We start from the raw sequence: 26,511 nt of genomic DNA on the forward strand, positions 1-26,511 counted from the left end.
TCGTTGCCCTACAATCGCCGCCGTGAGCAAACCGCGCAAACGCTTCCGCAAGCTCGACGGCATCCTGTTGCTCGACAAGCCGCGCGGGCTGTCCTCGAACCAGGCGCTGCAGCGCGTGCGCCACCTGTTCGAGGCCGACAAGGCCGGGCATACCGGCAGCCTCGATCCGCTCGCCACCGGCCTGTTGCCGGTGTGCTTCGGCGAAGCGACCAAGATCGCCGGCGGGCTGCTTGGTGCGCGCAAGGCTTACGACACCGTGGCCCGGCTCGGCATCGTCACCGACACCGACGATGCGGAAGGACAACCCTTGCGCGAACGCCCGGTGCCGGCGCTGGCCATCGACGACATCGACGCGGCGCTGCGCAAGTTCGTCGGCCGCATCCGGCAGCGACCGCCGGTGTATTCGGCGCTCAAGCGCGGCGGCGAACCGCTGTACGCCAAGGCGCGGCGCGGCGAAACCATCGAGGTCGAGGAACGCAGCATCGACGTGCACGCGTTCGAATTGCAATCGGCGGCGGACCTGCTCGATGGCGGCGAACCGCTGCTGCGCCTGCACGTGGAATGCGGTTCCGGCACCTATGTGCGCAGCCTGGTCCGCGACCTCGGCGAGGCGCTGGGCTGCGGCGCGCACGTGGCCGAACTGCGCCGGCTGTGGGTGGATCCGTTCCGCGAACCCAAGATGTGGACCATCGAGGCCCTGCAGGAACTGGCCGGGCGCGGCGGCCAGCACGCGCTGGACGCCTGCCTGCTGCCGATCGAGAGCGGCATGGTGGCTTGGCCCGAAGTCGTGGTCGCGCCGGCCCAGGCCGCGCGGCTGGGGCGCGGGCAGGCGGTGGCGCAGGTTCAGGGCCCGGCTGGGGAGGTGGCCATCCTCGACCATCACGGCCGGGCGCTCGGCCTCGGCCAGCTTGATGCCGGCTTCAGCCTGCGCCCGAAGCGCATGTTTTCCTGGGCCTGCGCCGGCCCGGAGACGGCTGCCGCGAACGGCTAACGCCTTGTCCGCAAAAGGATTCGCCGGTACAATTCGCGCGCCGCGAAAACGGCAAACCCACCCTGAGTTCACGGCGGACCACGTGGTGCGCCGCCCGGTCGTCATCCTGTCGGATTGGACCGCGGCGCGTCTGCAGGTTCCGCATCTACCGAGAAAAACGCATGACCATCGATACCGGCAAGATCATCGAAGACAACAAGCGCGGCGCCAACGACACCGGTTCGCCCGAAGTCCAGGTCGCCCTGCTCAGCGCGCGCATCAGCTCGCTGACCGAGCACTTCAAGACCCACAAGCAGGACCACCACAGCCGGCGCGGCCTGCTGAAGATGGTCAACCAGCGCCGTAGCCTGCTCGACTACCTGCACCGCAAGGATGCCGAGCGCTACAAGGCGCTGATCGAGAAGCTCGGCCTCCGCCGCTGACCCAACACCCGACTGCGGCGCAGAGATGCGCCGCAGTTTCGTTTCAGGCAAGCACAAACAGTCCGGCGATGGCGCCGGCGCCCGCGGCGGGCAAGGGCCCGCGGCGGTTCATCGCAAGACCAGAAAGGAAACACCACTCGTGGCGAAAATCAGCAAAACCTTCCAGTACGGCAAGCACCAGGTCACCCTGGAAACCGGCGAAATCGCACGCCAGGCCGGCGGCGCCGTGCTGGTCAAGGTCGACGGCACCGAAGTGCTGGTCAGCGCGGTCGCGGCCAAGTCCGCGCGCGAAGGCCAGGACTTCTTCCCGCTCACCGTCGACTACCAGGAGAAGTTCTACGCCGGCGGCCGCATCCCCGGCGGCTTCTTCAAGCGCGAGGGTCGCCCGACCGAGAAGGAAACCCTGATCAGCCGCCTGATCGATCGCCCGATCCGCCCGCTGTTCCCCGAGGACTACAAGAACGAAGTCCAGATCATCGCGACGCTGGTGTCGCTGAACCCGGAAGTGGAAGGCGACATCCCGGCACTGCTCGGCGCCTCCGCCGCGCTGGCGCTGTGCGGCACCCCGTTCCAGGGCCCGATCGGCGCCGCGAAGGTCGGCTACAGGAACGGCGAGTACGTGCTGAACCCCGACGTCAGCGAGCTCAAGGATTCCGAACTGCAACTGGTCGTCGCCGGCACCTCGAACGCGGTGCTGATGGTCGAATCCGAAGCCAAGGAACTGTCCGAGGACGTGATGCTCGGCGCGGTGATGTTCGGCCACAAGCACATGCAGGTCGCGATCAACGCGATCAACGAGCTCGTCACCGAAGCCGGCACCAAGCCGTCGACGTGGGAAGCCCCGGCGAAGAACGCGGCCATGATCGCCGCGCTGAAGGAAGCCGTCGGTAGCCAGCTCGCCAGCGCCTTCCAGGTGCGCGACAAGCTGCAGCGCCGCGACGCGATTTCCGCGATCAAGAAGGACGTGATGGCTGGCCTCGCTGGTCGCGCCGAATCCGAAGGCTGGAACGCGGGCGAGATGTCCAAGGAATTCGGCGAGCTCGAATACCAGACCATGCGCGGCTCGGTGCTCGACACCAAGGTCCGCATCGACGGCCGCAAGCTCGACGACGTGCGCGCGATCACCTGCAAGGTCGGCGTGCTGCCGCGCGTGCACGGTTCGGCGCTGTTCACCCGCGGCGAGACCCAGGCGCTGGTCGTGACCACGCTCGGCACTGCGCGCGACGGCCAGATCATGGACGACGTCGCCGGCGAGTGGAAGGAACACTTCCTGTTCCACTACAACTTCCCGCCGTACTCCGTCGGCGAAACCGGCCGCTTCGGCGCGCCCAAGCGCCGCGAGATCGGCCACGGCCGCCTCGCCAAGCGCGGCGTGCTGGCGACGATGCCGTCGATGGAGTCGTTCCCGTACACGATTCGCGTCGTGTCGGAAATCACCGAGTCGAACGGTTCCTCGTCGATGGCTTCGGTCTGCGGTTCCTCGCTGGCGCTGATGGACGCGGGCGTGCCGGTGAAGGCGCCGGTCGCGGGCATCGCGATGGGCCTGGTGAAGGAAGACGACAAGTACGTGGTGCTCTCCGACATCCTCGGCGACGAAGACCATCTCGGCGACATGGATTTCAAGGTGGCCGGTTCCTCGAACGGCGTCACCGCGCTGCAGATGGACATCAAGATCCAGGGCATCACCGAGGAAATCATGAAGGTCGCGCTCGCGCAGGCGAAGCAGGGCCGCATGCACATCCTCGGCGAGATGGCGAAGGCGATCACCACGCCGCGCGAGGAGCTGAGCGAGTACGCGCCGCGCCTGCTGACGATCAAGATCCACCCGGACAAGATCCGCGAAGTGATCGGCAAGGGCGGTTCGACGATCCAGGCGATCACCAAGGAAACCGGTACGCAGATCGACATCCAGGACGACGGCACCATCGTCATCGCTTCGGTGAATGCCGCCGCCGCGCAGGCCGCGAAGGCGCGCATCGAGCAGATCACCTCGGACGTTGAGCCGGGCCGGATCTACGAAGGCAAGGTGGTGAAGCTGATGGATTTCGGCGCGTTCGTGACCATCCTGCCGGGCAAGGACGGACTGGTGCACGTGTCGCAGATCTCCAACGAGCGCGTCGAGAAGGTCAGCGACAAGCTGAAGGAAGGCGACGTGGTGAAGGTCAAGGTGCTGGAAGTCGACAAGCAGGGCCGCATCCGCCTGTCGATGAAGGCGGTCGAGGAAGGCGAGGGCGTCACCGCGGAGTGATCCGCCCGCTCCATCGACGCGATACGAAAAACCCGGCGAAAGCCGGGTTTTTTCGTTACCTCTCGATCAAGAAGAATTTCCAGTCTTCGGAGTTAGGTCGCTACGATGCTGGTTCGGTTTGAACGAATTTTTAGGTACGTGCCCCATATTCTGTCTTTGTGAAGTTGGCACTAGCCTTACTCAGTTCGTCGAACAAAGGCAGGCGATACTTTTTCTCAAGATATGAAAAGATTTCTGTCTTTTGTCCTGAGGCTCGTAGTAAAGACATGAGCCTAAGTTGTGCGAATGAACAGATATCAGACACAACTCTCGCAGAGTGCCCTAGTTTTACGGCGTCATGCGCTTCAGGTGCTCGACTGTAGCGTTCCCAGACCATTCCTACGCCGTCAGCATCTTTATGGAGTAGGTGACTGCTCATGCCGTATCCATGTGCTAGGTTAGCTAGCTTCTGAAGGCCCGGCTCTTGAGACTCGGAAAGCCATTTAGATATTCCAGCAAAGGACCATGCTTCCTCTAGCTTCTTACGATCCTTTGATGAAAATCTAGCGTGAATCTCTGAGATTTGCTCGTCTGTCATGAGCATGTCGTGGAATGGGATCCACTGTGGGTCGCCTGGATTGTTAAGTGCGCCAAGTAGCCGGTGAATCCTCTCGCTATGTCGGATTGAAGAGAATAGGGGCAGTACGTTCCAGAATTCGTCAGCTTTTCGCAGTTGCTGATCCGACCCTCCATGCAGCATGTATACAAGCTTGATTGATCCTTCCAAAACGGATCTTGCGACTAGATCGGCATCCCATTCCTTCTGATTAAGAATGAGTAAAAGAACGCTCTCGCTTGAAAGGTGGCAATCAATGTAAAGTTGGGCTGATACAAAGCGTACAAGTGGATCTAAGCCTTTAAAATCTCTGTCAATGTAAGGCTTTGAGTGATCGAAACACTCGCCGATGAAGTGACTTGCAAGACCCGCCCAAGATTGAAGTACCGACTGCATCAAGTGCGCACCTAGCTACAGCTACACCTCAAGTCCGAGGCGATAATTTCATCCTGCCCCTCACCTGAAAGCCGGTCAACTGCTGGCCATATCCTCCGGATGCCGTGCCTTCCACGCCGCCAGCGCCTGTTCGTAGGCTTCCAGCTGATCGGCATACACGTCGTACACGCAGACCTCGCAGCCGCTTTCGCAGCATTCCGCCGGGAGCGGTTTCTCCGGTGGTTGCGGTTTCGGATCGTTGTCGGGGATCGTCGTCATGCGTCGGCCACGGAAGGCGAGGGGGATTATCGCGCCTGAAGCGTCACGCTTGATGCAAGGCCACGGAGAGACTGGAATGCGGCGCATGCCATCGATTCCCCTGGTGTCGCCTTCCCGGCGCAAGTTGCTTGCCTCCGGGCTCGGGCTCGCGACCGCGGCGCTGCTGCCGCGGGGTGCATGGCCGGCGCCGCGGATAGATCCGGATGCCGACTGGATTCCCTCGCCCGAACTGCTGCAGGACCTTCCGCGGCAGATGCAGGCGCTGGGTGTGCCCGGCATGGGCATCGCGGTGGTCGAAGCGGGAAAGCTGGCGTGGTCGCGCGGCTTCGGCCTGGCCGATGTCGAACGCGGCACGCCGGTCGATGACGGGACCCTGTTCGAAGTCGCGTCGATGAGCAAACCGCCGTTCGCCTACGCGGTGCTGCAACTGGTCGATCGCGGGAAACTCTCGCTGGACGAACCGCTGGTGCATTACCGCCGGCCGGATTACCTCGGCGACAGTCCTTGGATCGACCGCATCACCATTCGCGACGTGCTGCGTCATTCGACCGGCTTGCCGAACTGGCGCAAGGATCCCGCGCACGAAAAACTCGTACCCGCGGTCGCGCCGGGCACGCGCATCGACTATTCGGGCGAAGCCTTCGTCTGGCTGCAACTGGTGGTCGAAGCGGTCACCGGCGAAAGCCTCGACCGGACCATGCGGCGATTGCTGTTCGATCCGGCTGGCATGCGCGACAGTAGTTACGGTTGGGATGCGGAGATCGCGGCGCGTTCGGTGCGCGGCTATGGAATCCCTGGCGATGCGGATGCTGCGAAGCCCCCGCAGGGATTGCGCGAGGCCTGGGACGCGGCGATGCCGGTCGCCGGACAGTGGGGCAAGCCGCTGTCCTCGTGGCGCTATGCCGATGCCGAGCGCGCGTTGCCGCTTGCGCAAACGCACGCGAAGTCGGGCGTGGTGAACTGGCCAGTCGATATCCTCGCCGACGCCGCGGCGAGCCTGCATTGCACCGTACGGGATTACGCGCGCTTCATGGCGCTGATGGTGCATGCCGAACCGGCACCGTGGGAGTTGCGGCCGCAGACGCGCGCCGCGATGTTGCGCAAGCAGATCGATGTGCCCGGGCGCTGGACCGACAAGGGCCTGGGCTGGAACCTCGAAGCCACGCCGCGCGGCCCGGTGTTTTACCACTCGGGCAGCAATGCCGGCATCTTCAAGTCCTTCGCCATCGGCGATGCCGCGCGACATCGCGCGCTGGTGGTGTCGACGAATGCCACGAACGGCAACCTGCTGTATCGCCGCGTGGTGCGCGCGGCGACCGGGCTGGACCTGCTCGCGTTCGATGTGTGAGCGAAGCGGTCAGGACTCCGAACCCGGGCGACGCAACGCCACGAACAATCCCAGCGCCACGCCCAGCACCGCCATGCCCGCGATGTAGTGCATCGGCGCGGCGTGGTTGTCCTTCATCGCCAGGCTGAGCAGTACCGGCGTGAGTCCGCCTGCGATGGCGTAAGCCACGTTGTAGGAAAACGACAGCCCCGAAAACCGCACCGGCGCGGGGAAACCGCCGACCGCGATCGCCGGGACCAACGCGGTCAGGCCCACGGCAGAGCCGGCGAGGGCATAGGCCCATTGCGAATACGCGCCGTGCATGGCCGCCGCGTAGAACCACCAGAATGCGAACCCGAGCAACGCGCTCCACAACACGAGCACGCGGCCGGCGCCGAAACGGTCGCCGAGCCAGCCGGCGACGAGGTTGGCGACGATGGTCGCGCAGATCGCCAGCGTGTTGCCGGCCAGCGCGTCCTCGCGCGTGACGCCCATGCCCTGCAGCAACGTCGGCATCATCAGCAGCGTGACCACCACCGCGGCGGTCAGCAGCCAGGTCAACAGCATCGCCAGCAGCACCGCGCCGGCGTGTTCGCGCAGCACCGACTTGAGCGGCAATTCCGCGGCCAGCGCACGGCGCGCCTGCAATTCGGCGAACACCGGGGTTTCGTGCAGCCTGCGCCGCAGGAACATCGCCAGCAGGCCGAACACGCCGCCGATCACGAAGGGCACACGCCAGCCCCAGGCCAGCAATTGCGCTTCGTCGAATTCGGCGTTGATCGCGCGTGCGACCAGTGAGCCGATCAAAATCCCCGCGCACAGCCCGGCCGAGAGCGCGCCGCAGGCGAGGTTGCGGTGCCGCGGCGAGACGTGTTCGCTGACGAAGACCCACGCGCCAGGGGCCTCGCCGCCGATGGCCGCGCCCTGCATCACCCGCAGCAAGAGCAACAGCAGCGGCGCGAGCACGCCGACTTGCGCATAGGTCGGCAGCAGGCCCATCAGCAGCGTCGGGATCGCCATCAGCAGGATGCTAAGCATGAACATCTTCTTGCGCCCGGTGAGGTCGCCGAAGTGCGCCATCACCACGCCGCCCAGCGGCCGCGCGAGGTAGCCGGCGGCGAAGATGCCGAAGGTCTGCACCAGCCGCATCCAGTCCGGCAGGTCGGGCGGGAAGAACAACTGGCCCATCGTCGCGGCGAAGAACACGAAGATGACGAAGTCGTAGAACTCCAGCGAGCCGCCGAGCGAGGCCAGCGTGAGGGTGCGGAGTTGCGCGCGGCTCAAGCCCGCGTCAGGCGCGATGTCGGCCATCGCGTTCAACCCATGAACGGATAGCGGTAATCCGTCGCCGGCACGAACGTCTCCTTGATGCTGCGCGGGCTGATCCAGCGCAGCAGGTTGAGGATCGATCCGGCCTTGTCGTTGGTGCCCGAGGCGCGCGCGCCGCCGAAGGGTTGCTGGCCGACGACCGCTCCGGTCGGCTTGTCGTTGATGTAGAAATTGCCGGCGGCGTTGCGCAGCCGCTGCAGGCCCTGTTCGATGGCGTAGCGGTCCTGCGCGAACACCGCGCCGGTCAGCGCGTACGGGCTGGTCGAATCGACGAGGTCGAGCGTTTCCAGCCACTTGGCTTCGTCGTACACGTGCACGGTCAGCACCGGCCCGAACAATTCCTCGCACAGCGTCCGGTAGGCCGGGTTCTTGGTGACGATCACCGTCGGGCGCACGAACCAGCCTTCGCGGTCGTCACAGGTTCCACCGACGAGGATTTCGGCGTCGCTGGCGGACTTGGCTTCGTCGATCGCCGCCTTCTGCGTCCTGAAGCTGGCGCCGTCGATCACCGCGCCCATGAAGTTCGAGAAATCGGCGACATCGCCCATGCGGATGCCTTCGACCTGCGCGGCCAGCGCATCGCGCACCGTCGGCCACAGGTTGGAGGGAATGTAGGCGCGGCTCGCGGCCGAGCATTTCTGGCCCTGGTATTCGAACGCGCCGCGTATCAGCGCGGTGGCGAGCGCGACCGGATCGGCGCTGGCGTGCGCAATCACGAAATCCTTGCCGCCGGTTTCGCCGACCAGGCGCGGATAGCCGCGGTACTTGTCGATGTTGCCGCCGACGGTGCGCCACATCTGGTGGAACACCTTGGTCGAACCGGTGAAGTGGATGCCGGCGAGGTGCGGATCGTTCAGTACCGGATCGCCGACGTCGCCACCGCTGCCGCTGACGAGGTTGATCACGCCATCCGGCAGGCCGGCCTCGCGGAACAACTGCATCAGGAAGTGCGCGCTGTACACCGCGGTGCTTGCCGGCTTCCACACCACGGTGTTGCCGCACAACGCCGGCGCGGTCGGCAGGTTGCCGGCGATGGAGGTGAAGTTGAACGGCGACACTGCGAACACGAAGCCCTCCAACGGCCGGTGTTCCAGCCGATTCCACATGCCCGGCGAACTCTGCGGCTGTTCGCGCAGCAGCTGTTCGTAGAACGCGACGTTGAAACGGAAGAAATCGATCAGCTCGCAGGCGCTGTCGATCTCGGCCTGGTGGCAGGTCTTGCTCTGGCCGAGCATGGTCGCGGCGTTGAGCGTGTCGCGGTAGGGCCCGGCGAGCAGGTCGGCGGCCTTGAGGAACACGCTGGCGCGCGCTTCCCACGGCAACGCCGCCCAATCCTTCTGCGCGCGCAACGCGGCGTCGATCGCCGAACGCACCTCGGTCGCGCCGCCCTGGTGGAAATCGCCCAGTACGTGCTTGTGCCGATGCGGCATCGTCGCCTGGCCGAGCCGGCCGGTGCGCACGTCCTTGCCGGCTATCACCAGCGGCATGTCGATTTTCGATGCGGACAGTTCCTTCAGCCTGGCCTGCAGGCTGGCGCGCTCGGGCGAACCAGGCGCGTAGGACTTGACCGGTTCGTTGACCGGCACCGGGACTTTCGAGATGGCGAGCGACATCAGCGGCTCCTTGGAAGCGAATCCGGATTGTATGCGCCGAACAAATCCCGCGGCGCCAGTGCGTCCCCGTCGCCGAAGCCGGCGAGGCCCGCGCCGACCAGGCGGTAGCGGGTGCGCGAGGGCAGGTCGACGCGTTCGCGCAGGGCGCAGGCGATGTCGGCGAATTCCTCGAGCGAGGCCGGCGGTTCCGGCGGGGTCAGGCTGCGGGTGAGGGTGCGGAAGTCGCTGGTCTTGAGCTTGAGCACCACGGTGCGGGCGATGCGTTGCGGGTGCGCCTCGCGTTCGCGCAGGTAGCCGGCCCAGGCCTTTTCCGCCATGCGCCGGATGTGCGGTTCCAGTTCGGCCAGCAGCAGGTCGCGTTCGAAGGTGTCCTCGGCCGAAACCTGCAGGGTCGGGCGTTCGCTGCTCACCGCGCGTTCGTCGATGCCCAGCGAGAGTTCGTGCAGGCGCCGGCCCCAGCGGCCGAAGCGCTGTTCGAGTTCGTCTGCGCCGTGCGTGCGCAAATCTGCGCAGGTGGCGATGCCGAGTTCGGCGAGCTTGCGTTCCATCACCTTGCCCACGCCGGGCACGCGGCCCACCGGCAGTTGCGCGACGAAGGCATCGACCATCGCCGGTTTCAGCACGAACAGGCCGTCGGGCTTGTTCCAGTCGCTGGCGATCTTGGCCAGGAACTTGTTCGGCGCGACACCGGCCGATGCGGTGAGCTGCGTTTCCTCGCGGATCGCGGCGCGGATGTCTTCGGCGATCGCAGTCGCGCTGCCGAGGTCGTGTTTGGGTTGCGTCACATCGAGGTAGGCCTCGTCCAGCGACAGCGGTTCGATCAGGTCGGTATGCCGCGCGAAGATCTCGCGCACCTGCCGCGAGACGGCCTTGTAGCGGGCGAAATCCGGCGGCACGAACACCGCCTGCGGGCACAGGCGCTCGGCGCGCACCGCGGGCATGGCCGAACGCACGCCGAACTTGCGCGCTTCGTAACTCGCGGCACAGACCACCGAGCGCGCGCCGCGCCAGGCGACGACCACGGGCCGTCCGCGCAAGGCGGGGTCGTCGCGTTGTTCGACCGACGCGTAGAAGGCGTCCATGTCGACGTGGATAATCTTGCGTGGGGGCGCCTCGCTCACGTCGCGATTTTATGTCGCCATCGCGGCCGTTTCAGCGCCAGAACGGGATGCGGTCGAAACCCGGATCGTCCTTGCGCTTCCCGTCGGATTTCGGCGGACGCGCGACCTGCAGTTCGTGCCGGCCCGGCGCCAGCGCACGCACGTCGATCATCGCGAGCAGCGCGGGGCGGTCGGTACGCGGATCGCTGGCGAGTTCGTATCGAAGGTCGGCCAACGGTTTTCCGTCCAGTTGCACGCCATGCAGCGATTGCAGGCAGTCGAACCGCGCCGTGGCCTTTGCATCGTCGGTTCCGGCGGCGATGGCGCAGCCGCGCATTGCGGCGGTATCGCGTTGCGGGTCGTAGGGCACGGTCAGGCGAACGTAGGGCCCGACCACGATCGCGGACTGGATGTAAGCGCCGATTTGATCGTGCATCGCATCGCGCTGGTCGTCGTAATGCGAGGCATCGACGGTACGGCTGCCGTCGGCGAAGGCGGGGAACGCAGCGTAGTCGCCGGTTCGTTCCGGATCCTGGAGGAACTTCATGCTGTAGATCGCGCCGCTGACTGCAACGCCGAAGACGAGGATCGTGATGAACAGGAGTCCGCGTTCGCCTTCATGGCTCGCAACCAGTCGCGTCGGGCCCGACCAGCGGCCCATGCCGATGCGCGAATAGAACGACATGACGGCCGACAGTATTCGCGCGAACCAGCCATTCGGCGCGAGGCGTTCGCCGAACCTGCGGTCGATCGCGCTGGACAGCGCGAAAGGCAGCAATACCAGCAGGGCGATGCCGGCGAAGAGGTTGGCCGGATCGACATCGATGCCCATCTGGCGCGCCGCGGTGATGCCGAGCGTGTAGCCGACGAGGAGCACCAGGCTGATCGAGAGCAGGACGGTTGCCAGCATCACGCCGATGGCGAAGACCGTGGTCGCCCGGTTGTCCGCGCGCTCGATGGCGACTTCGGCTTTCGGTGCGCGCTGCTGTTCCATCTCCCGCTGGATGGGCCCCATGCGTAATCGCTCCCAGCGCACGCCATCGGGATAGATCGAATGCATGCCGACCAGCGCGATCCAGTGCGCCCGCAACAACAGGTGCAGCGCGAAGGTCATCGCCAGGATGATGGCCGCCGACTTTGCGTAGATGTAGATCAGCGTGACCGGCTCGGCCCAGTCCGCGCCCAGCCGCGGCAGCAACCCGAACAGGCGATCGTCCAGCCAGCCCGGCAACTGCAGCATCGCGAACACCGCGACGCCGGAGATCAGCAGCTCCACCTCCCACGTCGGGGTGGTGTGGCGCGGCAGGCGGTGCGGATCGTCGCTCATTGCACCGTCCAGCCGCCGTCGACGTCGATGCTGTGGCCGGTGATGTTGCGTGCGGCCGGCGACATCAGGAACGCCGTGATCCCGGCCAGTTCCTCGAAGGTGATGAACACGCCCTTGGGCATCGGCTTCAGCATCACTTCGGAAACGACCTGAGCTTCCGGGATGCCGCGGGTACGCGCCTGGTCGGCGATCTGCTTGTCGACCAGCGGCGTCTTCACGTAGGTCGGGCAGATGGTGTTGATGGTGATATCGGTGCCGGCGGTTTCCAGCGCGAGGACTTTCGAAAAACCGAGCAGGCCGTGCTTGGCCGCGACGTAGGCGCTCTTGTACGGCGAGGCAACCAGCGAGTGGATCGAGCCGATGTTGACGATGCGACCGAATCCGCGTTCGCGCATGCCGGGCAGGACCGCGCGGGTCAGGCGCGCGACGCCGACCAACATGACCTGCACCAGGAAGTCCCATTTCGCGATCGGGAATTCCTCCAGCGGCGCGACATGCTGCAGCCCGGCGTTGTTCACCAGCACATCGACCGGGTGCGAGACCGCTGCCAGCGCGGCGGCGACGCTGTCGTCGGAGGTGACGTCCAGCGCCAACGCTTCGGCAGAACCGCCGGCGGTTCGAATCGAGGCCGCGACGCTTTCCGCGGCATCGAGGTTCACGTCGGTGACGACGAGGTGGTGGCCGGCGGCGGCGAGTTCGGTGGCGATGCCGGCGCCGATGCCGCTGGCGGCGCCGGTGATCAGGATGCAGCGTGGGGTCGTCATGGCCGTGTCGCGTGGGGAAACGCCCACAGTTTGCCGATTTCACGCCGGATTTGGCAGGCTGTCGCCGATTCCCGGGAGATCGGCCGATGAAACAACGCCACTTCAGCATGCTGCGCGATTTCCAGCTGGCCGACTGGTTCACGCTGGCGAACGCGTTCTGCGGCACCGGCGCGGTGTTCGCGGCGATGCGTTTCCTGCAGGAAGGCAACGTCCGCGACCTGCTCTGGGGCATGGTGCTGATCCCGCTGGCATTCGTGTTCGACGCGCTCGACGGGCGCATCGCGCGCTGGCGCAAGGTCGCATCCACGCTGGGGCGGGAACTGGATTCGCTGGCCGACGTGATTTCCTTCGGCGTGGCGCCGGCGGCGCTCGGCTACGCCTGCGGCCTGCAGGGCGGCTGGGATTGGGTGCTGCTGAGCTATTTCGTCGGCTGCGGCGTCAGTCGCCTCGCGCGCTACAACGTCACCGCGGAATCCCTGTCCGGCGACGAGGGCAAGGTGAAGTATTTCGAGGGCACGCCGATCCCGAGCAGCGTGCTGATCGTCGGCCTGCTCGCGCTCGCCGCGCATGCCGGCCGGCTCGGCCCGGACCTGTGGTTCGGCGCGTTCAAGCTCGGCCCGTGGCTGTTGCATCCGCTGGCGCTGGTGTACGCGTTGTCCGGTTCGCTGATGATCAGCAAGACGATCCGCATTCCCAAACCCTGAGCGGTGGAGTCATGGCGATGCCATGGCTCTGGCGCTAGCATGGCCGCAACACGGGAGGGAACATGGCCGCAGCATCGGATTTCGAATCGCTCGCCCGGCAGTACTGGGCCGCATGGGGCGATGCCCTGCGCACGGCCGCGCCGGCCGCGCCATCCGCCGTGCCGGACTGGAAGGACGCGGTGGACTGGTGGAGCAAGCTGGCGCATGGCGGTCGCACCGAAGCCAACGACGCGGTCGAACGCTTCAACCGCCAGGCCCGCGACTGGTACGGGCAGATGCAGCAGGTCGCCGCGCACTTCGCCGGGCAGGACGCCGGCGCCGCGGACATCGCCGCGGAGTGGAAACGCGCGCTCGGCGCGACCGGCGAAAACCCCTTCCCCGAGATGTTCCGCGCCATGCGCGGCAACGGCGCACGCGGGCTGGAACAGTGGGTCGAGGACGCCTCGCCCTGGCTCGATGCCATGCGCCGCGAGGCCGGCGGCTGGCTCGGCATGCCGGCGTTCGGGCTCGGCCGCGAACACCAGGAGCGCCTGCAGCAACTGGCGCAGGCGCAACTCGAGCTGCAGCAGCACGAGGCCGCGTACAACGCGTTGATGCTGAAGTCGCTGCAGCGCGCCTACGAGTTGTTCGAATCGAAACTGGCCGAACGCGAGGAACCGGGGCGCCAGCTCAAGTCCGCGCGCGAACTGTTCGACCTGTGGATCGACGCTGCGGAGGAAGCCTACGCCGACATCGCGCTGTCGCCGGAGTTCCGCGAGGTCTACGGCGCGCTGGTCAACGCGCAGATGCGCCTGCGCGCCGGCGTGCAGAAGGAAGTCGAACTGGCCGGCGCGATGCTGGGCATGCCCACCCGTACCGAAATCGATTCCGCGCATCGCAAGATCGCCGAACTCGAACGCGCGCTGCGGCGCATGCGCGATGCGAAGCCGCAGTCGTCGGCGCCTCCTGCCGCCGTGCCCAGGGCGTCGAAGCCGGCGAGGTCGCCCGCGAAGTCATCGCCGAAGCCGGCGCCGAAGAAGGCCTCGAGGAGCGTTGCGGCGAAGCAATCTGTTTCCAAGCCGGCCGTATCGAAGAAACCGGCGCGCAAGCAGGCGTTCGCCGACATCGCGCCGCCGACGATATCGAAGCAGGGAGGCAAGCGATGAACGGGCCGCTAGGGTTCACCCCGCAATCGCTGGCCGAGGAGGCGATGCAAGCGCAGGCCAAGCTCGCCGCCGGCCTCGACACCCTGCGCGAAGTCGAGGACATCGACTACGGCGCGACCCGCCGCGAAGAGGTGTGGCGCGACGGCAAGGTGGTGCTGTACCGCTTCGTCGGCGATTCCAAGCCAACGGCCAAGGTGCCGATGCTGATCGCCTACGCGCTGGTCAACCGCCCGTACATGGTCGACCTGCAGGCCGACCGTTCGCTGGTCAAGGGGCTGCTCGCGCGCGGACAGGATGTGTACGTGCTCGACTGGGGCTACCCGGATCGTTCCGATCGCTTCCTCATGCTCGAGGACTACATCCAGCGATTCCTCGGCGGCGCGGTGGATCATTTGCGCGAACGCTTCGGCCTCGACGCGATCAACCTGCTCGGCATTTGCCAGGGCGGCGCGTTCTCGTTGTGCTACGCCTCGCTCAACCCGGACAAGGTGCGCAACCTCGTCACCATGGTCACGCCGGTGGATTTCCACACCGACGACAACATGCTCTCGAATTGGGTGCAGTCGCTGGACGTGGACCTGTTCGTCGATACGCTCGGCAACGTGCCCGCGGACCTGATGAACTACTGCTACCTGATGCTGAAGCCGTTCCGCCTGAACATGCAGAAGTACGTGGGGCTGGTCGACATCCTCGACGACAAGAAGGCGCTCGAGGATTTCCTGCGCATGGAGAAGTGGATCTTCGATTCGCCCGACCAGGCCGGCGAGGCGTTCCGCCAGTTCCTCAAGCAGTTCTACCAGGGCAATGGCTTCGTCAACGGCGGCATCGACATCGGCGGTCGCGAGGTGCACCTCGGGCTGGTGGAAATGCCGGTGCTCAACATCTTCGCCGAGCAGGACCACCTGGTTCCGCCAGCGGCGTCGAAGGCGCTGAAGGAGCTGGTCGGCACCGAGGACTACACCGAGCTCTCGTTCCGAGGCGGCCACATCGGGATCTACGTTTCCGGCCGCGCCCAGCACGAAGTGCCGCAGACCATCCACGACTGGCTCGGCAAGCGGTGAACGCGACGCGTACGCTCTCGCGCTCGCGCAACGACCGCATGTTCGCCGGCGTGGTCGGCGGCATCGCCGCGCGTTTCGGCTGGAATTCGACCCTGGTGCGCGTTGTTTACGTGGTGGTGTCGATCGCCTCGGCCGCGTTCCCGGGCATCCTCGTGTACCTGATCCTGTGGCTGCTGATGCCGGAGGAAGGCGCCTGAATCCAGTTGCGCGCCGCGCGTTGCACGGGCTCGGCATGCTGTGGACGCTGCCGAACACCGCGCTCGGCCTGCTCGCGGGCGCGGTTGGCATCGCCTTCGGCGCGCACGCGCACGTTCGCCCTCGCGACTTGGCCGTGGTGTTCCACCAATGGCCGTGGGGACCGGGCGGCGCGCTCACGCTCGGCAACTGCATCCTGCATACCGGCGATTCGCTGGACACGCATTGCGTGACCTACGCGCAACGCGCAGGCCATGGCGAGGAACCGCCGATCGTCCTCGCCGACCACGAGCGCGCGCACGTCTACCAGTACATGGCGCTGGGTCCGCTGTTCCTGCCGCTGTACCTGGTCTGCGGCGGCGTCAGCGTGCGGAATCCATTCGAACGCGCGGCCGACCGCTATGCCGCCAGCGGACGCGGTTGGTGGCCGTGGTCGAATTCCTGATGCCGTGCCGACGAACGGTCGCGCTGAATGCGCGGCGTTTAGCGAAAGGCTAACGGGCGCGGGCGTAAGGTCGGATCGTCGAAGAAAAAGCGTTCGACAAGTCGAAGATCCCAACGTCATCGACGAGACGACCGCAATCGCTTCGGCAACAAAGGCTCAGCCGGAACGGGGTGACCCGTACCGACTGGGCCTTTGGCCTTTCGGTGCAGGCGAACGCGCGACGGTCACGAAAAAAGCCCGCGATGGTTTGCGGGCTTTCGAAGGCCTGGTGCCGGAGGTGGGACTCGAACCCACACGCTTTTAAGGGCGGCGGATTTTGAGTCCGCTGCGTCTACCGATTCCGCCACTCCGGCGCGGACCGGGAATTATGCGGGAGGCAGGGGGCGAATCCAAGCCAGTTTCCCGCATGCATGGCGTGGCTGCCCGGGCGCGTGCCCGGGCAACACAAGCCGTTTCATCGAGCCGATGTGCGGCAACGCGCGAATGACGCATCGATGGTTCTCAGGCTGCTTGCCGGAGCGGTCCTCTGCCGCTCGTAGGCGCCGACATCCGCCGCGGCGCCGACCACGCGCGCGAGTCCGCGTTGATCGGTTGGTTCATCGGTGGTGGCCCCCTTGTCGATCGCCGGGCTGTTCGGCGCCAATGCGTGGGTCTGGGTGGGGCCTCCATAGTTGCCGAGTGGATACAGTTGCGGGCAGCCGTGGACCGCGTTGGGCATTCTCGTCCAATCGCCCGTGAGGATGAGGTTGTTGCCTCCGGTTAAAGAACCAGGATGGTAAGAGCCGATGTCCACACTCAAGCTGTCGCTGGACGTGTTGAACGCGATGATCGAGTTGCTCACCACCGGGGGGGTGGGGGTGCCGCTTTGATCGACGAATTCGTAATAGACCCCCGCTCCGCCGCCTCCCGGCTTGTCCGATGTATTCCTGACGATCGTGGAGTTGTCGATGTACAAGCCGCCAACGTTATAGACGCCACCACCTGTTCCACCGCTCGCGTAATTTCCGGATACCGTCGAGTTGATCAGGGACACTGACGAGCCGGAAGGCCTAGGGTCGCCAGGAGGGCAAAAAGACGTGCAAAACAGCGCATAGATCCCGCCGCCGCCGTCGGCGATGCCACCCAAGGCAGAATTCCCGGAAATGGTCGACCTGGTGATGACCACGTCCCTTCCGTACGAGTAGATGCCGCCACCGGCGCCGTCTGTGGAGTTGTCCGAGATCGTGGAGTTCACGATGGCGATGTCATCGTCCGCGCTCGATGCGCTGTAAATGCCGCCGCCGCCACCGCCCGCGTAATTGCCGGAGATGATCGAATTCGCGATTTCCAGGGATCTTGCGAAGACTCCGCCACCATATCCGCCTATTTCCCCGAGCCAGCCGATCGATACGGCACGGTTGTTCGTGACCACGACGTCATCGAGTGCGAGCTTGTTCTTGACGTAAATCGCACCGCCGGAACCGGGGGGATTCGACAGATCGTTCATGAAGGTGTACTCGCAATCGCGCACGGTCGAATGCAGGATCGAAACATTGCCGAGCGAATACAGGCAGCCGCCGCCCGTATCGCTGTCGCCATCCACCCCCCTCTTCGAGCCGCTTGAAAGGGTGACGCCATCGATCGTCAGCGTGCCCGTGCCGTCATGGAAGAAGATGCGGGTGCCTGAGCTTCCGTTGATCGTGAGTACATCCCGGCCGGGACCTCGGATTGAGACATCCTTGAGGACGATCTGCCCGCCATCCGACGAACGTGTAGCGATCGTTTTGCAGGTGAGCTGGCTCAAATCGATGGTGTCGCCGGAGACCGCAAGGCCCGCGGCTTCGCGCAGGCTTCCCGTACCGCTTCCATTGCAGTTCTGGACCGTGTAGGTCGTAGAGAGAGTCCCAGCGTGGGGTGCCGCGATGCTCGTGGCGGCAGGCAAGGCGCCCAACGCGAGCGCGGATGCGACCAACAACACCAGCGAACCGTTCCGACCATTCGGTACCGAGAAAACCTCGTTCATGCCATTCCTCCTCTGCGGAATCCCCCAACGACACATTCGTTGGAACGCCCAAGTGGAACAACGGCAACGATTCCCGACTCAGGCCACCTCGTCCGTGCACATCGTGCAGTTCTCGCGCTCGAACCATTCGCCGTCGCGTGGCTGGAACTTGGTGCAGTTCTCCATCGCCGCCTGGTAGATGTGCAGCGAAATCGCCACCGCGTCCTCGCTGGCGTTGCGGATGGTGTGGAACTCGTGCGGCGGGATCAGGCTGCCGGCGCTGCCGGGGCCGGCGTGGATGCCGCCGGCGGCGCGGAAGCGGAAGCGTTCGCCGTCGCGTTCCAGCAATTCGTACTGGACGATCTCGAGTTCGCCGTCCCAGACGCCTTCCACGCACCACAGCCCGGAATGGTCGTGCAGCGGCGTACCCTGGCCGGGGCCCCAGGTCATCGCCACCACGCTGTAACCGCGCTGCGGGCTGCGATAGAGCTCGCGCCGGGCATAGTGGTCGACGATGGGCTCGTGCACGCAATCGGGGAGCTGCACGTCGCGGTCGCGGATCATCGCGCACAGGCAATTGCGAAGCGCGGCGGTGACGGCATGCTGGTCGCCGCGGTCGACAGCCTCGTCGAGCCGGGCCACGAGCTTGTCGCGGCCGGGAAAATCGACGCTGGGACAACAGGAATCGACGGCGTCCATGGCGCGATTCTACCGCCCCGGCGCCCGCATGGCGTTCAGGAACCCGGACACGGCTGGACCGAAGCGCTCGATGTCGACGAGGAAAGCGTCGTGGCCCTGCGGCGAGGGCAGGGGCAGGAAGGCCGCATTGGCACCGCCCGCGCGCAGGCCTTCGGCGATTTCCTCCTGCTGTTGCAGCGGGAACAGGATGTCGGTCTGCACGCCGATGGCGAGGGCGCGCTCGACCCGGATCGCGGCCAGGCCGGCGTGCACGTCCCCATCGTGGCCCTCGCCGAGGTCGAACCAGTCCATCGAACGGCTGAGGTAGAGGTAGCTGTTCGGGTCGAAGCGGCGTACGAAGCGGCGCGCGTGGCCCTCGAGGTAGCTTTCGACCTGAAATTCGAAGCCGAACGGATCGTCGTCCTCGCGCTCGTCCTCCAGCCGCACGCGGCCGAAGCGGCCGTCCCACTCCAGCGCCGAGCGATAGGTGATGACGCCGAGCTTGCGCGCCATGCGCATGCCCGATTCGGGATAGGCATCGTCGTCGTAGTCGCCACCGTTCCACTTCGGGTCGAGGCGGATCGCCTCGCGCTGCAGCGAACGGATGGCGATGGAGAACGGCAATGCGCGCGCCGCGCCGGAGATGTCGACCAGCGAACGCGCGATGCCGGGATGGCGTTGCAGCAAGGCGAGCGCGGCCATGCCGCCCATCGAATTGCCGATCACGCAGGCGAGGCGTTCGATGCCGAGCGCGCGCACCACCACGGCCGCGGCGTCGGCGCCGTCCTCGATCGAGAGTTCGGGGAAATCGAGCCGATATGGGCGGCCGGTCGCGGGATCGATAGACGCGGGCCCGGTCGAGCCCTTGCAACTGCCGAGCGCGTTGACGCAGACCACGAACCAGCGTTCGCTGTCGATGGGCTTGCCCGGCCCGACCATCGCTTCCCACCAGCCCGGCTCGGGATTCGCTTCGTTCGCGGCCGCATGCGCATCGGGCGACAGGCCGGTGAGGACCAGCACCGCGTTGTCGCGCGCGGCGTTGAGCGTGCCCCAGGTGTCGTAGGCCATGCGCGCGCCGTGCAGCGCGCCGCCGCGTTTCATCGGGAACGGCGAGGGCAGGTCGACGAAGCGCGCGTTGGCGGGGATGAATTCGGTCATTTCCTGATCGTCGTTCCCGCGAAAGCGGGCATCTTTTCACAGACCAATGTCTGTGTATCCAGTTTTGATTTTGACTTTCTTGGAACACAGAGCAAGAGCTGGGTCCCGGCTTGCGCCGGGATGACGATTATTTGCCGATCACCAGCTCCACCGGTGCCTTCGCCGGCAGCGCCACCCGCACCGGCGCGGATTCGACGTCGCCTTCCTGCGGCATCGCGTTGCCGCTGGCCGAAAGCCGCGCGATCAGCTCGACTTCATGCAGCTGCGAAAGCTTGCGCGTCGGCATCGGGCTGTCGCCGTCGTCGAGGGTGGCGGTGAAGGGCAATTCGGACAGCGCGTGCTTCTCGACCGCGACCGGCATCGGCGCGCCGCCGGGCTCGCGCGCGATCACGAACACCTGCGCGTCGCCGCGCAGGCGCACGCGCGAGGCGAAGTCGGGATCGAGCTTCACCGCGACCGCGAGCGCGCCCGCTGTCGGCGCAGGCGTCGGCAACGGCGGCAGGCCCGCATCCTTGCGCGCCGCATCGAGTTGCGGGCGCAACGCGGCGGCGGTGTTCGCGTCCACTTCGGCGAGCAGCGGCTCCCACGTCGTCGCGGCCCCGGCCGCATCGCCGGACTGGCGCTTGGCGATGCCGAGGAACCAGCGCGAACGCTGGTGCTTGGGATCGCGTTGCAATGCATGTTCGAGCATCGCCACCGCCTGTGGGTCGAAACGGTGTTGCGGAGCGGCCTTGGCGCGCGCTTCCGCGGCTTCGGCGAGCACGTCGGGATCGTCCGGGCGCAGCGTCGCCGCGCGCGCGAAGGCATCGCGCGACGCATCGAGCTTGCCCTGGTCGGCGAGCGCGTGGCCGAGCAGGCGCCAGCCGTCGGCCTGCATCGGGTTGCGTTGCAGTTCCGCCTGCAGGCGTTCGATCGCGTCGTCGACGGTTTGCGGCGCTTCGCGCAGCGCCGGATCGAGCGCCGCCGGCGTACCGAGCAACGCATACAAACCGATGGCCGCGCCGGCGACGAGTACGGCCAGCGAGACCGCGAGGCCACGCTGCGTGCGCCACAACGGCGCCAGTACCAGGGCGAGCGTGGCGACGACGAGCAGGGCGGCGATGGCGACGAAGGCGGGCATCACCACTCCTGCGTTTCGTCGTTCGCGACCGCCGCGCGCGAACGACGGCGAACGATGGCCATGACCACGGCGGCGCCGGCCAGCAGCACCAGTGCCGGTCCGAACCACAGCAGCCAGGTGCTGGCTTCCACCCGCGGTTTGTACAGCACGAATTCGCCGTAGCGCGCGACGAGGTAATCCTCGATCTGCGCGTCGGTCCTGCCCTGGTGCATCAGTTCGAGTACTTCGCGGCGCAGGTCCTGCGCGACCATCGCGTTGGAATCGGCGAGCGACTGGTTCTGGCACATCACGCAGCGCAGTTCGCTTACCAGTGCATGGAAGCGCGTTTCCTCCACGCGATCGCGGAATTGCAGCGGTGCCGGATCCGCGACCTGCGCGAGCGCGAGCATCGATGCGAACGAGAGCAACATGGCGAGCAGCAAGCGATTCATCGCCGGCCCTCGAGCTGGTCCAGCGCCGGAACGAGTCCGTTCGCGATGTCGTCGTCCGTCAGCGCGCCGGATTTCTTCCAGCGCACGACGCCGTCGGCATCGACGAGGAAGGTTTCCGGTGCCGCGGCGACGCCGAAATCGATCACCGTGCGGCCCTCCGGATCGGCCAGCACCAGCCAGTACGGATTGCCGAACCGTTCCAGCCATCGCAGTGCGTCTGCGCGTTCGTCCTTCCAGTCGATGCCGATGACACGCACGCGCCGTGTGTCGGCGAAGCGCGTCAGCACCGGGTGCTCGTCGCGGCAGGTCGGACACCAGCTGCCCCAGACGTTGAGCACGAACGGTTGGCCGCGCAGTTGCCGCAAGGTCACGGTGCGTCGCGGTTCGTGCAACGATGGCAGCGCGAAATCCGGTGCGGGTTTGCCGATCAATGTCGATGGAAGCACGTCGCGATCGGGCTGGCGGCTCATCCACACGCCAGCGGCGAGCAGCAGCGCGAGCGCGAGGAAAATCGCCAGTGGCAGCCAGCGCGAGAGTTTCATCCGGCCTCCGTGCGCGCCGGATCGCGGCGGAAGCGCCTGTCGGCCGCGGTGACGAACGCGCCCAGCGCCATCAGCAGCGCGCCCAGCCAGACGAAGCGCACGAACGGCTTGCTGTGTACGCGCACCGCCCAACTGCCGTCGCCCAGTGGTTCGCCGAGCGCGACGTAGCGGTCGCGGAACAGGCCGCCGTCGATCGCGGCTTCGGTCATCACCTGGCCACCGGAGGCGTAGCTGCGCTTTTCCGGATGCAGCGTGGCAATGCGGTCGGAGCAATAGTGAATGACATTCACTGTACCGATGTCGGCGACGTAATTCGGGCCGTTGCGGCGCTGCGCGCCGGCGAATTCGTAGCATTCGCGGCCGAGCTGCACGGTCTGTCCCGGCTTGAGCGCGACTTCGCGCTGCTGGCTCAATGCGTCCGTGAGCAACGCGCCGGCGAGGAACAGGGCGATGCCGCAATGCGCCAGCGACATGCCGATCATCTCGGTGGTGAAGCGGCGACCATCGGCATTGAATCGCGACCACACGAAACGCAGCGTGCCCGCGAGCACCCACGCCGCACCAGCGATGCCGAGTACCACCCGACCCTTGCCTTGCGGCGCGAACCACCACGCGATCGCAGCGGCAACAATCGCGAACACGAGCCACGGCAGCAGCATCGCGAACACGCGGGATCCCTGTTCGCGCTGCCACTTCGTCAACGGACCGAATGGCAGCAGCGCCACCAGCGGCGCCATCAGCAGGATGAACAGCAGCGAGAAGTAGGGCGGGCCGACCGAAATCTTGCCGAGGTCCAGCGCGTCCGCGAGCATCGGGTACAGGGTGCCGAGCAGCACCATCGCGCAGGCTGCGCACAGCAGTAGGTTGTTCGCCAGCAGCAGGGTTTCACGCGAATAGGCTGCAAAGGGCTTGCCCTCGCCATCGGTGCCGGTGGCGCGCAACGCGAACAGCAGCAGCGATCCACCGATCACGATGCCCAGGTAGACGAGGATGAACACGCCGCGGGTCGGATCGGCGGCGAACGCGTGCACGCTGGTGATCGCGCCCGAACGCACGAGGAAGGTGCCGAGCAGCGACAGCGAGAACGCGGCGATGGCGAGCAGCAGCGTCCAGTGGCCGAAGCTGCCGCGCTTCTCGGTCACCGCCTGCGAATGCAGCAACGCCGCGCCGGCCAGCCACGGCATGAAGCTCGCGTTCTCGACCGGATCCCAGAACCACCAGCCGCCCCAGCCGAGTTCGTAGTAGGCCCATGCGCTGCCGAGCGCGATGCCCAGCGTCAGGAAACCCCAGGCCGCGTTGGTCCACGGCCGCGTCCAGCGCACCCAGCGCGCGTCGATGCGGCGGTCGAGCAGGGCGGCAATGGCGAACGCGAACGGCACCGCGAAACCGACGTAGCCGAGGTAGAGCATCGGCGGATGGATCACCATGCCTGGGTCCTGCAGCAGCGGATTGAGGTCCGCGCCTTCGGCCGGCATCGGCAGCAGGCGTTCGAACGGATCGCTGGTGAACAGCAACAGCGCGAGGAAGCCCAGCGACACGATGCCGAGCACGCCGAGGACGCGCGCGACGACATCCTGCGGCAGGCTGCGAGAGAAGCGCGCCACCGCGGCGGTCCACAACGCGAGCACCAGCAGCCACAGCAGCAGCGAGCCCTCGTGCGCACCCCAGACCGCGGTGAAGCGGTACACCATCGGCAGCAGCGAATTGCTGTTCTGCGCGACGTATTCGAACGAACGGTCCTGTGCGACGAACGCCCAGGTCAGCACCGCGAACGCGATGCCCACCAGCGCGAGTTGCGCGTAGGCCGCGGGCCGCGCCACCGACATCCAGACTGCGTTGCCGCGCCACGCGCCGAGCAGCGGCAATGCTGCCTGCAGCAGCACCACCAGCAACGCCAGCACCAGCGCGAAATGCCCGAGTTCGCCCAGCATCAGTGCGTACCGCAGCCAGCGCTGTGCGGACGAGCTTTCGCCTGGGCCATTTTCTCGGCGACTTCCTTGGGCATGTAGGTCTCGTCGTGCTTGGCGAGTACGTCCTCAGCCACGAACACATTGCCGTCCATATGTCCGGTCGCGATGACGCTCTGGCCTTCCCGGAACAAGTCGGGAAGGATGCCGGCATAGTTCACTTGCAGGAAATCCGCGCGATCAGTGATGCGAAACGTGGCCTCCAGGCTGCCCGGTGCACGCACGAAGCTTTTTTCGCAGACGACACCACCCAGGCGAAAGCGCGACGATTGGCTGGTTTCGCCACGCAGCACTTCCGATGGCGTGTAGAGATAAGTGACGTTGCGCTGCAGTGCCAGTGCGGCCAGCGCAATGGCGATGCCGGCTGCGATCACGGCCAGCACGACCAGCAACAACCGGCGGCGACGGACCGGGTTCATGCGTTCGCCCCGGGTTTGCGCTTCGCTACGTCGCGCCGGCGTTGCAGGCGGATCGCGCGCAAGGCCTGCGACAACTGCAACTTCGGCGCGAGGAAATCCCACAGCAGCATGACCGCGAACACCGCATACGCGGCAATGACGTAATTGCGATAGCTCACGATCCGGCTCCCGCGACTTGCGCCGCCCAGTCCTTGCCGGCTTCGCGGCGCAGGTTGTCGGCGCGCGCGCGCGCCAGCAGCGAACCGACGAACCACAGGTGGGTGCCGAGCACCATCCACCACAACGGCGGCAGCATGCTCGGGTCCATGTGCGATTCGCCGAACAACGAGATCGTCTGGCCCTGGTGCAGCGAATTCCACCACGTCACCGAGTAATGGATCACCGGCAGCAGCACCACGCCGACCACCGCGAGAAGCCCGGCCGCGCGCGCTGCTTGCCTGCGGTCGTCGATGGCGTGGTACAGGCCGATCACGCCGAGATAGAGGAACAGCAAAATCAGCTCCGTGGTCAGGCGCGGATCCCAGTCCCACCACGTTCCCCACATCGGCTTGCCCCAGATCGAACCGGTGGCGAGCGTGGCCGCGGTGAACGCGGCACCGGGCGCGGCGCAGGCCATGGCGAGGATCTCGCAGAGCTTGATCCGCCACACCAGCGCGATCGCCGCGTACAGCGCCATCAACGCGAACACGGCCATGCTCATCCACGCGCAGGGCACGTGGATGTAGAGGATGCGGAAGCTGTCGCCCTGCTGGTAGTCGGCCGGTACCTGGAACAGCGCGCCATAGATGCCCCAGGCCATCGCGAGCATGCCCAGCCCGTACGCCCACGGCGCCCAGCGCGCGGCGAAGCGGTCGAAGTAGGGCGGGGAACCGAGTTGGTGGAACCAGCGTAGGACCGGATTCATGCGTTCTTCGGGCAGCCCGTCGGGCTGCGGCGACAAGGTGTCAATTATGGGCGATGCGCAAGGCTGCCGCAGCCGCCAGTGGCGCGAGAACGGTGGCAGCGGCCAATCCCGCGCCCAGCAAGAGCAGCGCGCCGCCTGCGTCCAGCCCCTGCGCCGCCGCGGCCACGCTGCCGGCGCCGAACACCAGCACCGGCACGTACAGCGGCAGCGCCAGCAGCGCGACCAGGATGCCGGCGCGGCGCATGCCCACGGTCAACGCGGCGACCACGGCCCCGAGCAGGCCCAGCAGCGGCGTTCCGAGCAGCAACGACAACATCAGCACCGGCAATTGCGCATGCGGCAGGAACAGCAATTCGCCGAGGAACGGCACCGCGACCAGCAGCGGCAGCGAGGTCGTCAGCCAGTGGCCGAACACGCGCACCAGCACCAGCCACGACAGCGGCACTGGCGCGAGCAGCCATTGTTCGAGCGAACCGTCCTCGGCATCGCCGCGAAACAGGCTATCCAGCGCGAGCAGCCCGGCCAGCAGCACCGCCAGCCACAGCACCGCCGCCGCATGTTTCGCCAATGCCTCGCGTTCGCCGCCGGCGGCCAGCGCGAACAGCACCACCACCAGCAACGCGAACAGCGCTGGCTGCAGCGCATCCCCGCGACGGCGCCAGACCAGGCGCAGGTCGCGCGCGAGCAGGGCACGGGCACTGGCGCGCAGTCCGGGCGTGCTCATGTGCGCGCCGCCGCGTTCGGGTTCGAGAGTTGCAGCATCCGCGTGCGCACCGGCGGCGCGGCATAGGCACCGTGGGTGGTGACCAGCGCCGCACCGCCTTCGGCGAGGTGTTCGCTCACCAGCGCGTTCACCAGCGCGATGCCATCGAGGTCGAGGTTGGCGTAGGGCTCGTCCAGCAGCCACAGCGGCGCCGGCGACAGCCACAGCCGCGCCAACGACAGCCGCTTCTTCTGCCCCGCGGAAAGCTGCCGCGCCAGCGCATCGTCATGGCCGGCGAGGCCGACCCGCGCCAGCGATTGGCTGATGTCGCGTTCGGGGCGGGATCCATGCAGGCCGCAGAGGAACCGCAGGTTCTGTTCGGCGGAAAGATCGGCCTTCAGCGCCGGCGAATGGCCGAGGTAGGCGACATGCCTGCTGCGCGCGCGATGGTCGGCGTGGCTGCCGGCGATGCCTACCTCGCCGGCGTCGGCACGCAGCAGCCCGGCCAGCACCCGCAACAGCGTGGTCTTGCCGGCGCCGTTGTCGCCCTGCACCAGCAGGGCCTCGCCGGGCTCGACCTCGAACGCCAGCGGGCCGAACACCGGCTGTTCGTCGCGGGCGAAGAAGAGGCCGCGCACGGACAGCAGCGCGGGATTGGCGGCGTGGGATTCGGGCATGGCGGGCGCGG

The 26,511-nt window shown here is 66.5% G+C and carries 28 protein-coding genes and 1 tRNA gene; 9 read left to right on the forward strand and 20 right to left on the reverse strand.

All coding sequences use genetic code 11. The features are described from left to right. Positions 1 to 22: 22 nt before the first annotated feature. From truB to pnp, 3 genes are all read left to right on the forward strand, one after another. A complete protein-coding gene (gene truB, locus FNZ56_RS02065; protein ID WP_246064661.1) occupies positions 23 to 991 on the forward strand; it encodes a tRNA pseudouridine(55) synthase TruB in 969 nt (322 codons plus the stop codon). Positions 992 to 1,152: 161 nt separating this feature from the next. Continuing rightward, entirely contained in the window at positions 1,153 to 1,413 is a 261-nt protein-coding gene (gene rpsO / locus FNZ56_RS02070; RefSeq protein ID WP_143878260.1) for a 30S ribosomal protein S15, read from the forward strand. A 139-nt stretch (positions 1,414 to 1,552) separates the two neighbouring features. Then, positions 1,553 to 3,661: a polyribonucleotide nucleotidyltransferase gene (gene pnp / locus FNZ56_RS02075; protein ID WP_143878261.1), complete on the forward strand. Its 2,109-nt coding sequence runs from the start codon at positions 1,553 to 1,555 to the stop codon at positions 3,659 to 3,661. A 130-nt stretch (positions 3,662 to 3,791) separates the two neighbouring features. Here the strand turns inward: pnp and FNZ56_RS02080 are convergent, their stop codons facing one another. Together FNZ56_RS02080 and FNZ56_RS02085 are read right to left on the reverse strand one after the other, a co-directional pair. Next, on the reverse strand, positions 3,792 to 4,652 hold the full coding sequence (locus FNZ56_RS02080) for a hypothetical protein (protein WP_143878262.1): 861 nt from the start codon (positions 4,650 to 4,652) through the stop codon (positions 3,792 to 3,794). A 75-nt stretch (positions 4,653 to 4,727) separates the two neighbouring features. Beyond that, complete coding sequence (locus FNZ56_RS02085) at positions 4,728 to 4,910, reverse strand: oxidoreductase-like domain-containing protein (protein ID WP_143878263.1); 183 nt, start codon at positions 4,908 to 4,910, stop codon at positions 4,728 to 4,730. Between the two features lie 85 nt (positions 4,911 to 4,995). Between FNZ56_RS02085 and FNZ56_RS02090 the strand changes: the two genes are divergently transcribed. After that, entirely contained in the window at positions 4,996 to 6,258 is a 1,263-nt protein-coding gene (locus tag FNZ56_RS02090) for a serine hydrolase domain-containing protein (RefSeq protein ID WP_221933313.1), read from the forward strand. Between the two features lie 9 nt (positions 6,259 to 6,267). On the opposite strand, the gene FNZ56_RS02095 is transcribed toward FNZ56_RS02090, so the two are convergent. From FNZ56_RS02095 to FNZ56_RS02115, 5 genes are read right to left on the reverse strand one after another with little or no spacing between them, the layout of a single operon-like run. Beyond that, positions 6,268 to 7,548, reverse strand: coding sequence for an MFS transporter (locus FNZ56_RS02095; protein WP_143878264.1), 1,281 nt, complete (start codon positions 7,546 to 7,548; stop codon positions 6,268 to 6,270). 5 nt (positions 7,549 to 7,553) lie between these two features. Beyond that, complete coding sequence (gene pruA, locus FNZ56_RS02100; RefSeq protein WP_143878265.1) at positions 7,554 to 9,179, reverse strand: L-glutamate gamma-semialdehyde dehydrogenase; 1,626 nt, start codon at positions 9,177 to 9,179, stop codon at positions 7,554 to 7,556. Further along, complete coding sequence (dinB, locus tag FNZ56_RS02105; protein ID WP_281286182.1) at positions 9,179 to 10,300, reverse strand: DNA polymerase IV; 1,122 nt, start codon at positions 10,298 to 10,300, stop codon at positions 9,179 to 9,181. The genes pruA and dinB overlap by 1 nt, the downstream gene beginning before the upstream one ends. A 31-nt stretch (positions 10,301 to 10,331) precedes the next feature. Next, positions 10,332 to 11,606: a hypothetical protein gene (locus FNZ56_RS02110; protein WP_143878266.1), complete on the reverse strand. Its 1,275-nt coding sequence runs from the start codon at positions 11,604 to 11,606 to the stop codon at positions 10,332 to 10,334. After that, entirely contained in the window at positions 11,603 to 12,370 is a 768-nt protein-coding gene (locus FNZ56_RS02115) for a 3-hydroxybutyrate dehydrogenase (protein WP_143878267.1), read from the reverse strand. The genes FNZ56_RS02110 and FNZ56_RS02115 overlap by 4 nt, the downstream gene beginning before the upstream one ends. A gap of 86 nt (positions 12,371 to 12,456) precedes the next feature. On the opposite strand from FNZ56_RS02115, the gene FNZ56_RS02120 reads away from it, so the two are divergent. The 5 genes from FNZ56_RS02120 (at position 12,457) to FNZ56_RS02140 (ending at position 15,920) form a co-directional block, all read left to right on the forward strand. Continuing rightward, the gene (locus FNZ56_RS02120; protein ID WP_143878268.1) at positions 12,457 to 13,074 is read left to right on the forward strand and encodes a CDP-alcohol phosphatidyltransferase family protein; all 618 of its coding nucleotides are present in this window, start codon (positions 12,457 to 12,459) and stop codon (positions 13,072 to 13,074) included. Between the two features lie 62 nt (positions 13,075 to 13,136). Then, the gene (phaE, locus tag FNZ56_RS02125) at positions 13,137 to 14,219 is read left to right on the forward strand and encodes a class III poly(R)-hydroxyalkanoic acid synthase subunit PhaE (RefSeq protein WP_143878269.1); all 1,083 of its coding nucleotides are present in this window, start codon (positions 13,137 to 13,139) and stop codon (positions 14,217 to 14,219) included. After that, positions 14,216 to 15,280, forward strand: coding sequence for a class III poly(R)-hydroxyalkanoic acid synthase subunit PhaC (locus tag FNZ56_RS02130; protein WP_143878270.1), 1,065 nt, complete (start codon positions 14,216 to 14,218; stop codon positions 15,278 to 15,280). The genes phaE and FNZ56_RS02130 overlap by 4 nt, the downstream gene beginning before the upstream one ends. Before the next feature lie 38 nt (positions 15,281 to 15,318). Continuing rightward, positions 15,319 to 15,477: a PspC domain-containing protein gene (locus FNZ56_RS02135; RefSeq protein WP_246064768.1), complete on the forward strand. Its 159-nt coding sequence runs from the start codon at positions 15,319 to 15,321 to the stop codon at positions 15,475 to 15,477. A gap of 35 nt (positions 15,478 to 15,512) precedes the next feature. Further along, entirely contained in the window at positions 15,513 to 15,920 is a 408-nt protein-coding gene (locus FNZ56_RS02140; protein ID WP_143878272.1) for a hypothetical protein, read from the forward strand. 266 nt (positions 15,921 to 16,186) lie between these two features. Here the strand turns inward: FNZ56_RS02140 and FNZ56_RS02145 are convergent. From FNZ56_RS02145 to ccmA, 13 genes are all read right to left on the reverse strand, one after another. After that, a tRNA-Leu gene (locus FNZ56_RS02145) sits at positions 16,187 to 16,273 on the reverse strand. Between the two features lie 101 nt (positions 16,274 to 16,374). Continuing rightward, positions 16,375 to 17,922: a choice-of-anchor Q domain-containing protein gene (locus tag FNZ56_RS02150; protein WP_143878273.1), complete on the reverse strand. Its 1,548-nt coding sequence runs from the start codon at positions 17,920 to 17,922 to the stop codon at positions 16,375 to 16,377. 78 nt (positions 17,923 to 18,000) lie between these two features. Then, entirely contained in the window at positions 18,001 to 18,600 is a 600-nt protein-coding gene (locus tag FNZ56_RS02155; protein ID WP_143878274.1) for a cysteine dioxygenase family protein, read from the reverse strand. A 9-nt stretch (positions 18,601 to 18,609) separates the two neighbouring features. Beyond that, positions 18,610 to 19,737, reverse strand: coding sequence for a homoserine O-acetyltransferase MetX (gene metX / locus FNZ56_RS02160; RefSeq protein ID WP_143878275.1), 1,128 nt, complete (start codon positions 19,735 to 19,737; stop codon positions 18,610 to 18,612). A 127-nt stretch (positions 19,738 to 19,864) separates the two neighbouring features. Then, entirely contained in the window at positions 19,865 to 20,857 is a 993-nt protein-coding gene (locus tag FNZ56_RS02165; RefSeq protein ID WP_143878276.1) for a tetratricopeptide repeat protein, read from the reverse strand. After that, positions 20,857 to 21,288, reverse strand: a complete 432-nt coding sequence (locus tag FNZ56_RS02170; protein WP_143878277.1) for a cytochrome c-type biogenesis protein — start codon at positions 21,286 to 21,288, stop codon at positions 20,857 to 20,859. The genes FNZ56_RS02165 and FNZ56_RS02170 overlap by 1 nt, the downstream gene beginning before the upstream one ends. Beyond that, positions 21,285 to 21,830: a DsbE family thiol:disulfide interchange protein gene (locus FNZ56_RS02175; protein WP_143878278.1), complete on the reverse strand. Its 546-nt coding sequence runs from the start codon at positions 21,828 to 21,830 to the stop codon at positions 21,285 to 21,287. Before FNZ56_RS02175 ends, FNZ56_RS02170 begins: the two co-directional genes overlap by 4 nt. Continuing rightward, the gene (locus tag FNZ56_RS02180; RefSeq protein WP_143878279.1) at positions 21,827 to 23,761 is read right to left on the reverse strand and encodes a heme lyase CcmF/NrfE family subunit; all 1,935 of its coding nucleotides are present in this window, start codon (positions 23,759 to 23,761) and stop codon (positions 21,827 to 21,829) included. The genes FNZ56_RS02175 and FNZ56_RS02180 overlap by 4 nt, the downstream gene beginning before the upstream one ends. Further along, positions 23,761 to 24,216 carry a cytochrome c maturation protein CcmE gene (gene ccmE / locus FNZ56_RS02185; RefSeq protein WP_143878280.1) on the reverse strand — a complete coding sequence of 152 codons (456 nt, stop codon included), beginning with the start codon at positions 24,214 to 24,216 and terminating at the stop codon, positions 23,761 to 23,763. The genes FNZ56_RS02180 and ccmE overlap by 1 nt, the downstream gene beginning before the upstream one ends. Beyond that, complete coding sequence (gene ccmD, locus FNZ56_RS02190) at positions 24,213 to 24,374, reverse strand: heme exporter protein CcmD (protein ID WP_143878281.1); 162 nt, start codon at positions 24,372 to 24,374, stop codon at positions 24,213 to 24,215. The genes ccmE and ccmD overlap by 4 nt, the downstream gene beginning before the upstream one ends. After that, the gene (gene ccmC / locus FNZ56_RS02195; RefSeq protein WP_143878282.1) at positions 24,371 to 25,120 is read right to left on the reverse strand and encodes a heme ABC transporter permease CcmC; all 750 of its coding nucleotides are present in this window, start codon (positions 25,118 to 25,120) and stop codon (positions 24,371 to 24,373) included. The genes ccmD and ccmC overlap by 4 nt, the downstream gene beginning before the upstream one ends. A 40-nt stretch (positions 25,121 to 25,160) precedes the next feature. Beyond that, positions 25,161 to 25,844, reverse strand: a complete 684-nt coding sequence (gene ccmB, locus FNZ56_RS02200) for a heme exporter protein CcmB (protein WP_143878283.1) — start codon at positions 25,842 to 25,844, stop codon at positions 25,161 to 25,163. Next, on the reverse strand, positions 25,841 to 26,500 hold the full coding sequence (gene ccmA / locus FNZ56_RS02205) for a heme ABC exporter ATP-binding protein CcmA (protein ID WP_143878284.1): 660 nt from the start codon (positions 26,498 to 26,500) through the stop codon (positions 25,841 to 25,843). Before ccmA ends, ccmB begins: the two co-directional genes overlap by 4 nt. Positions 26,501 to 26,511: the final 11 nt, after the last annotated feature.

The sequence above is a fragment of the Lysobacter lycopersici genome, assembly GCF_007556775.1.
Taxonomy (GTDB): Bacteria; Pseudomonadota; Gammaproteobacteria; order Xanthomonadales; family Xanthomonadaceae; genus Pseudoluteimonas; species Pseudoluteimonas lycopersici.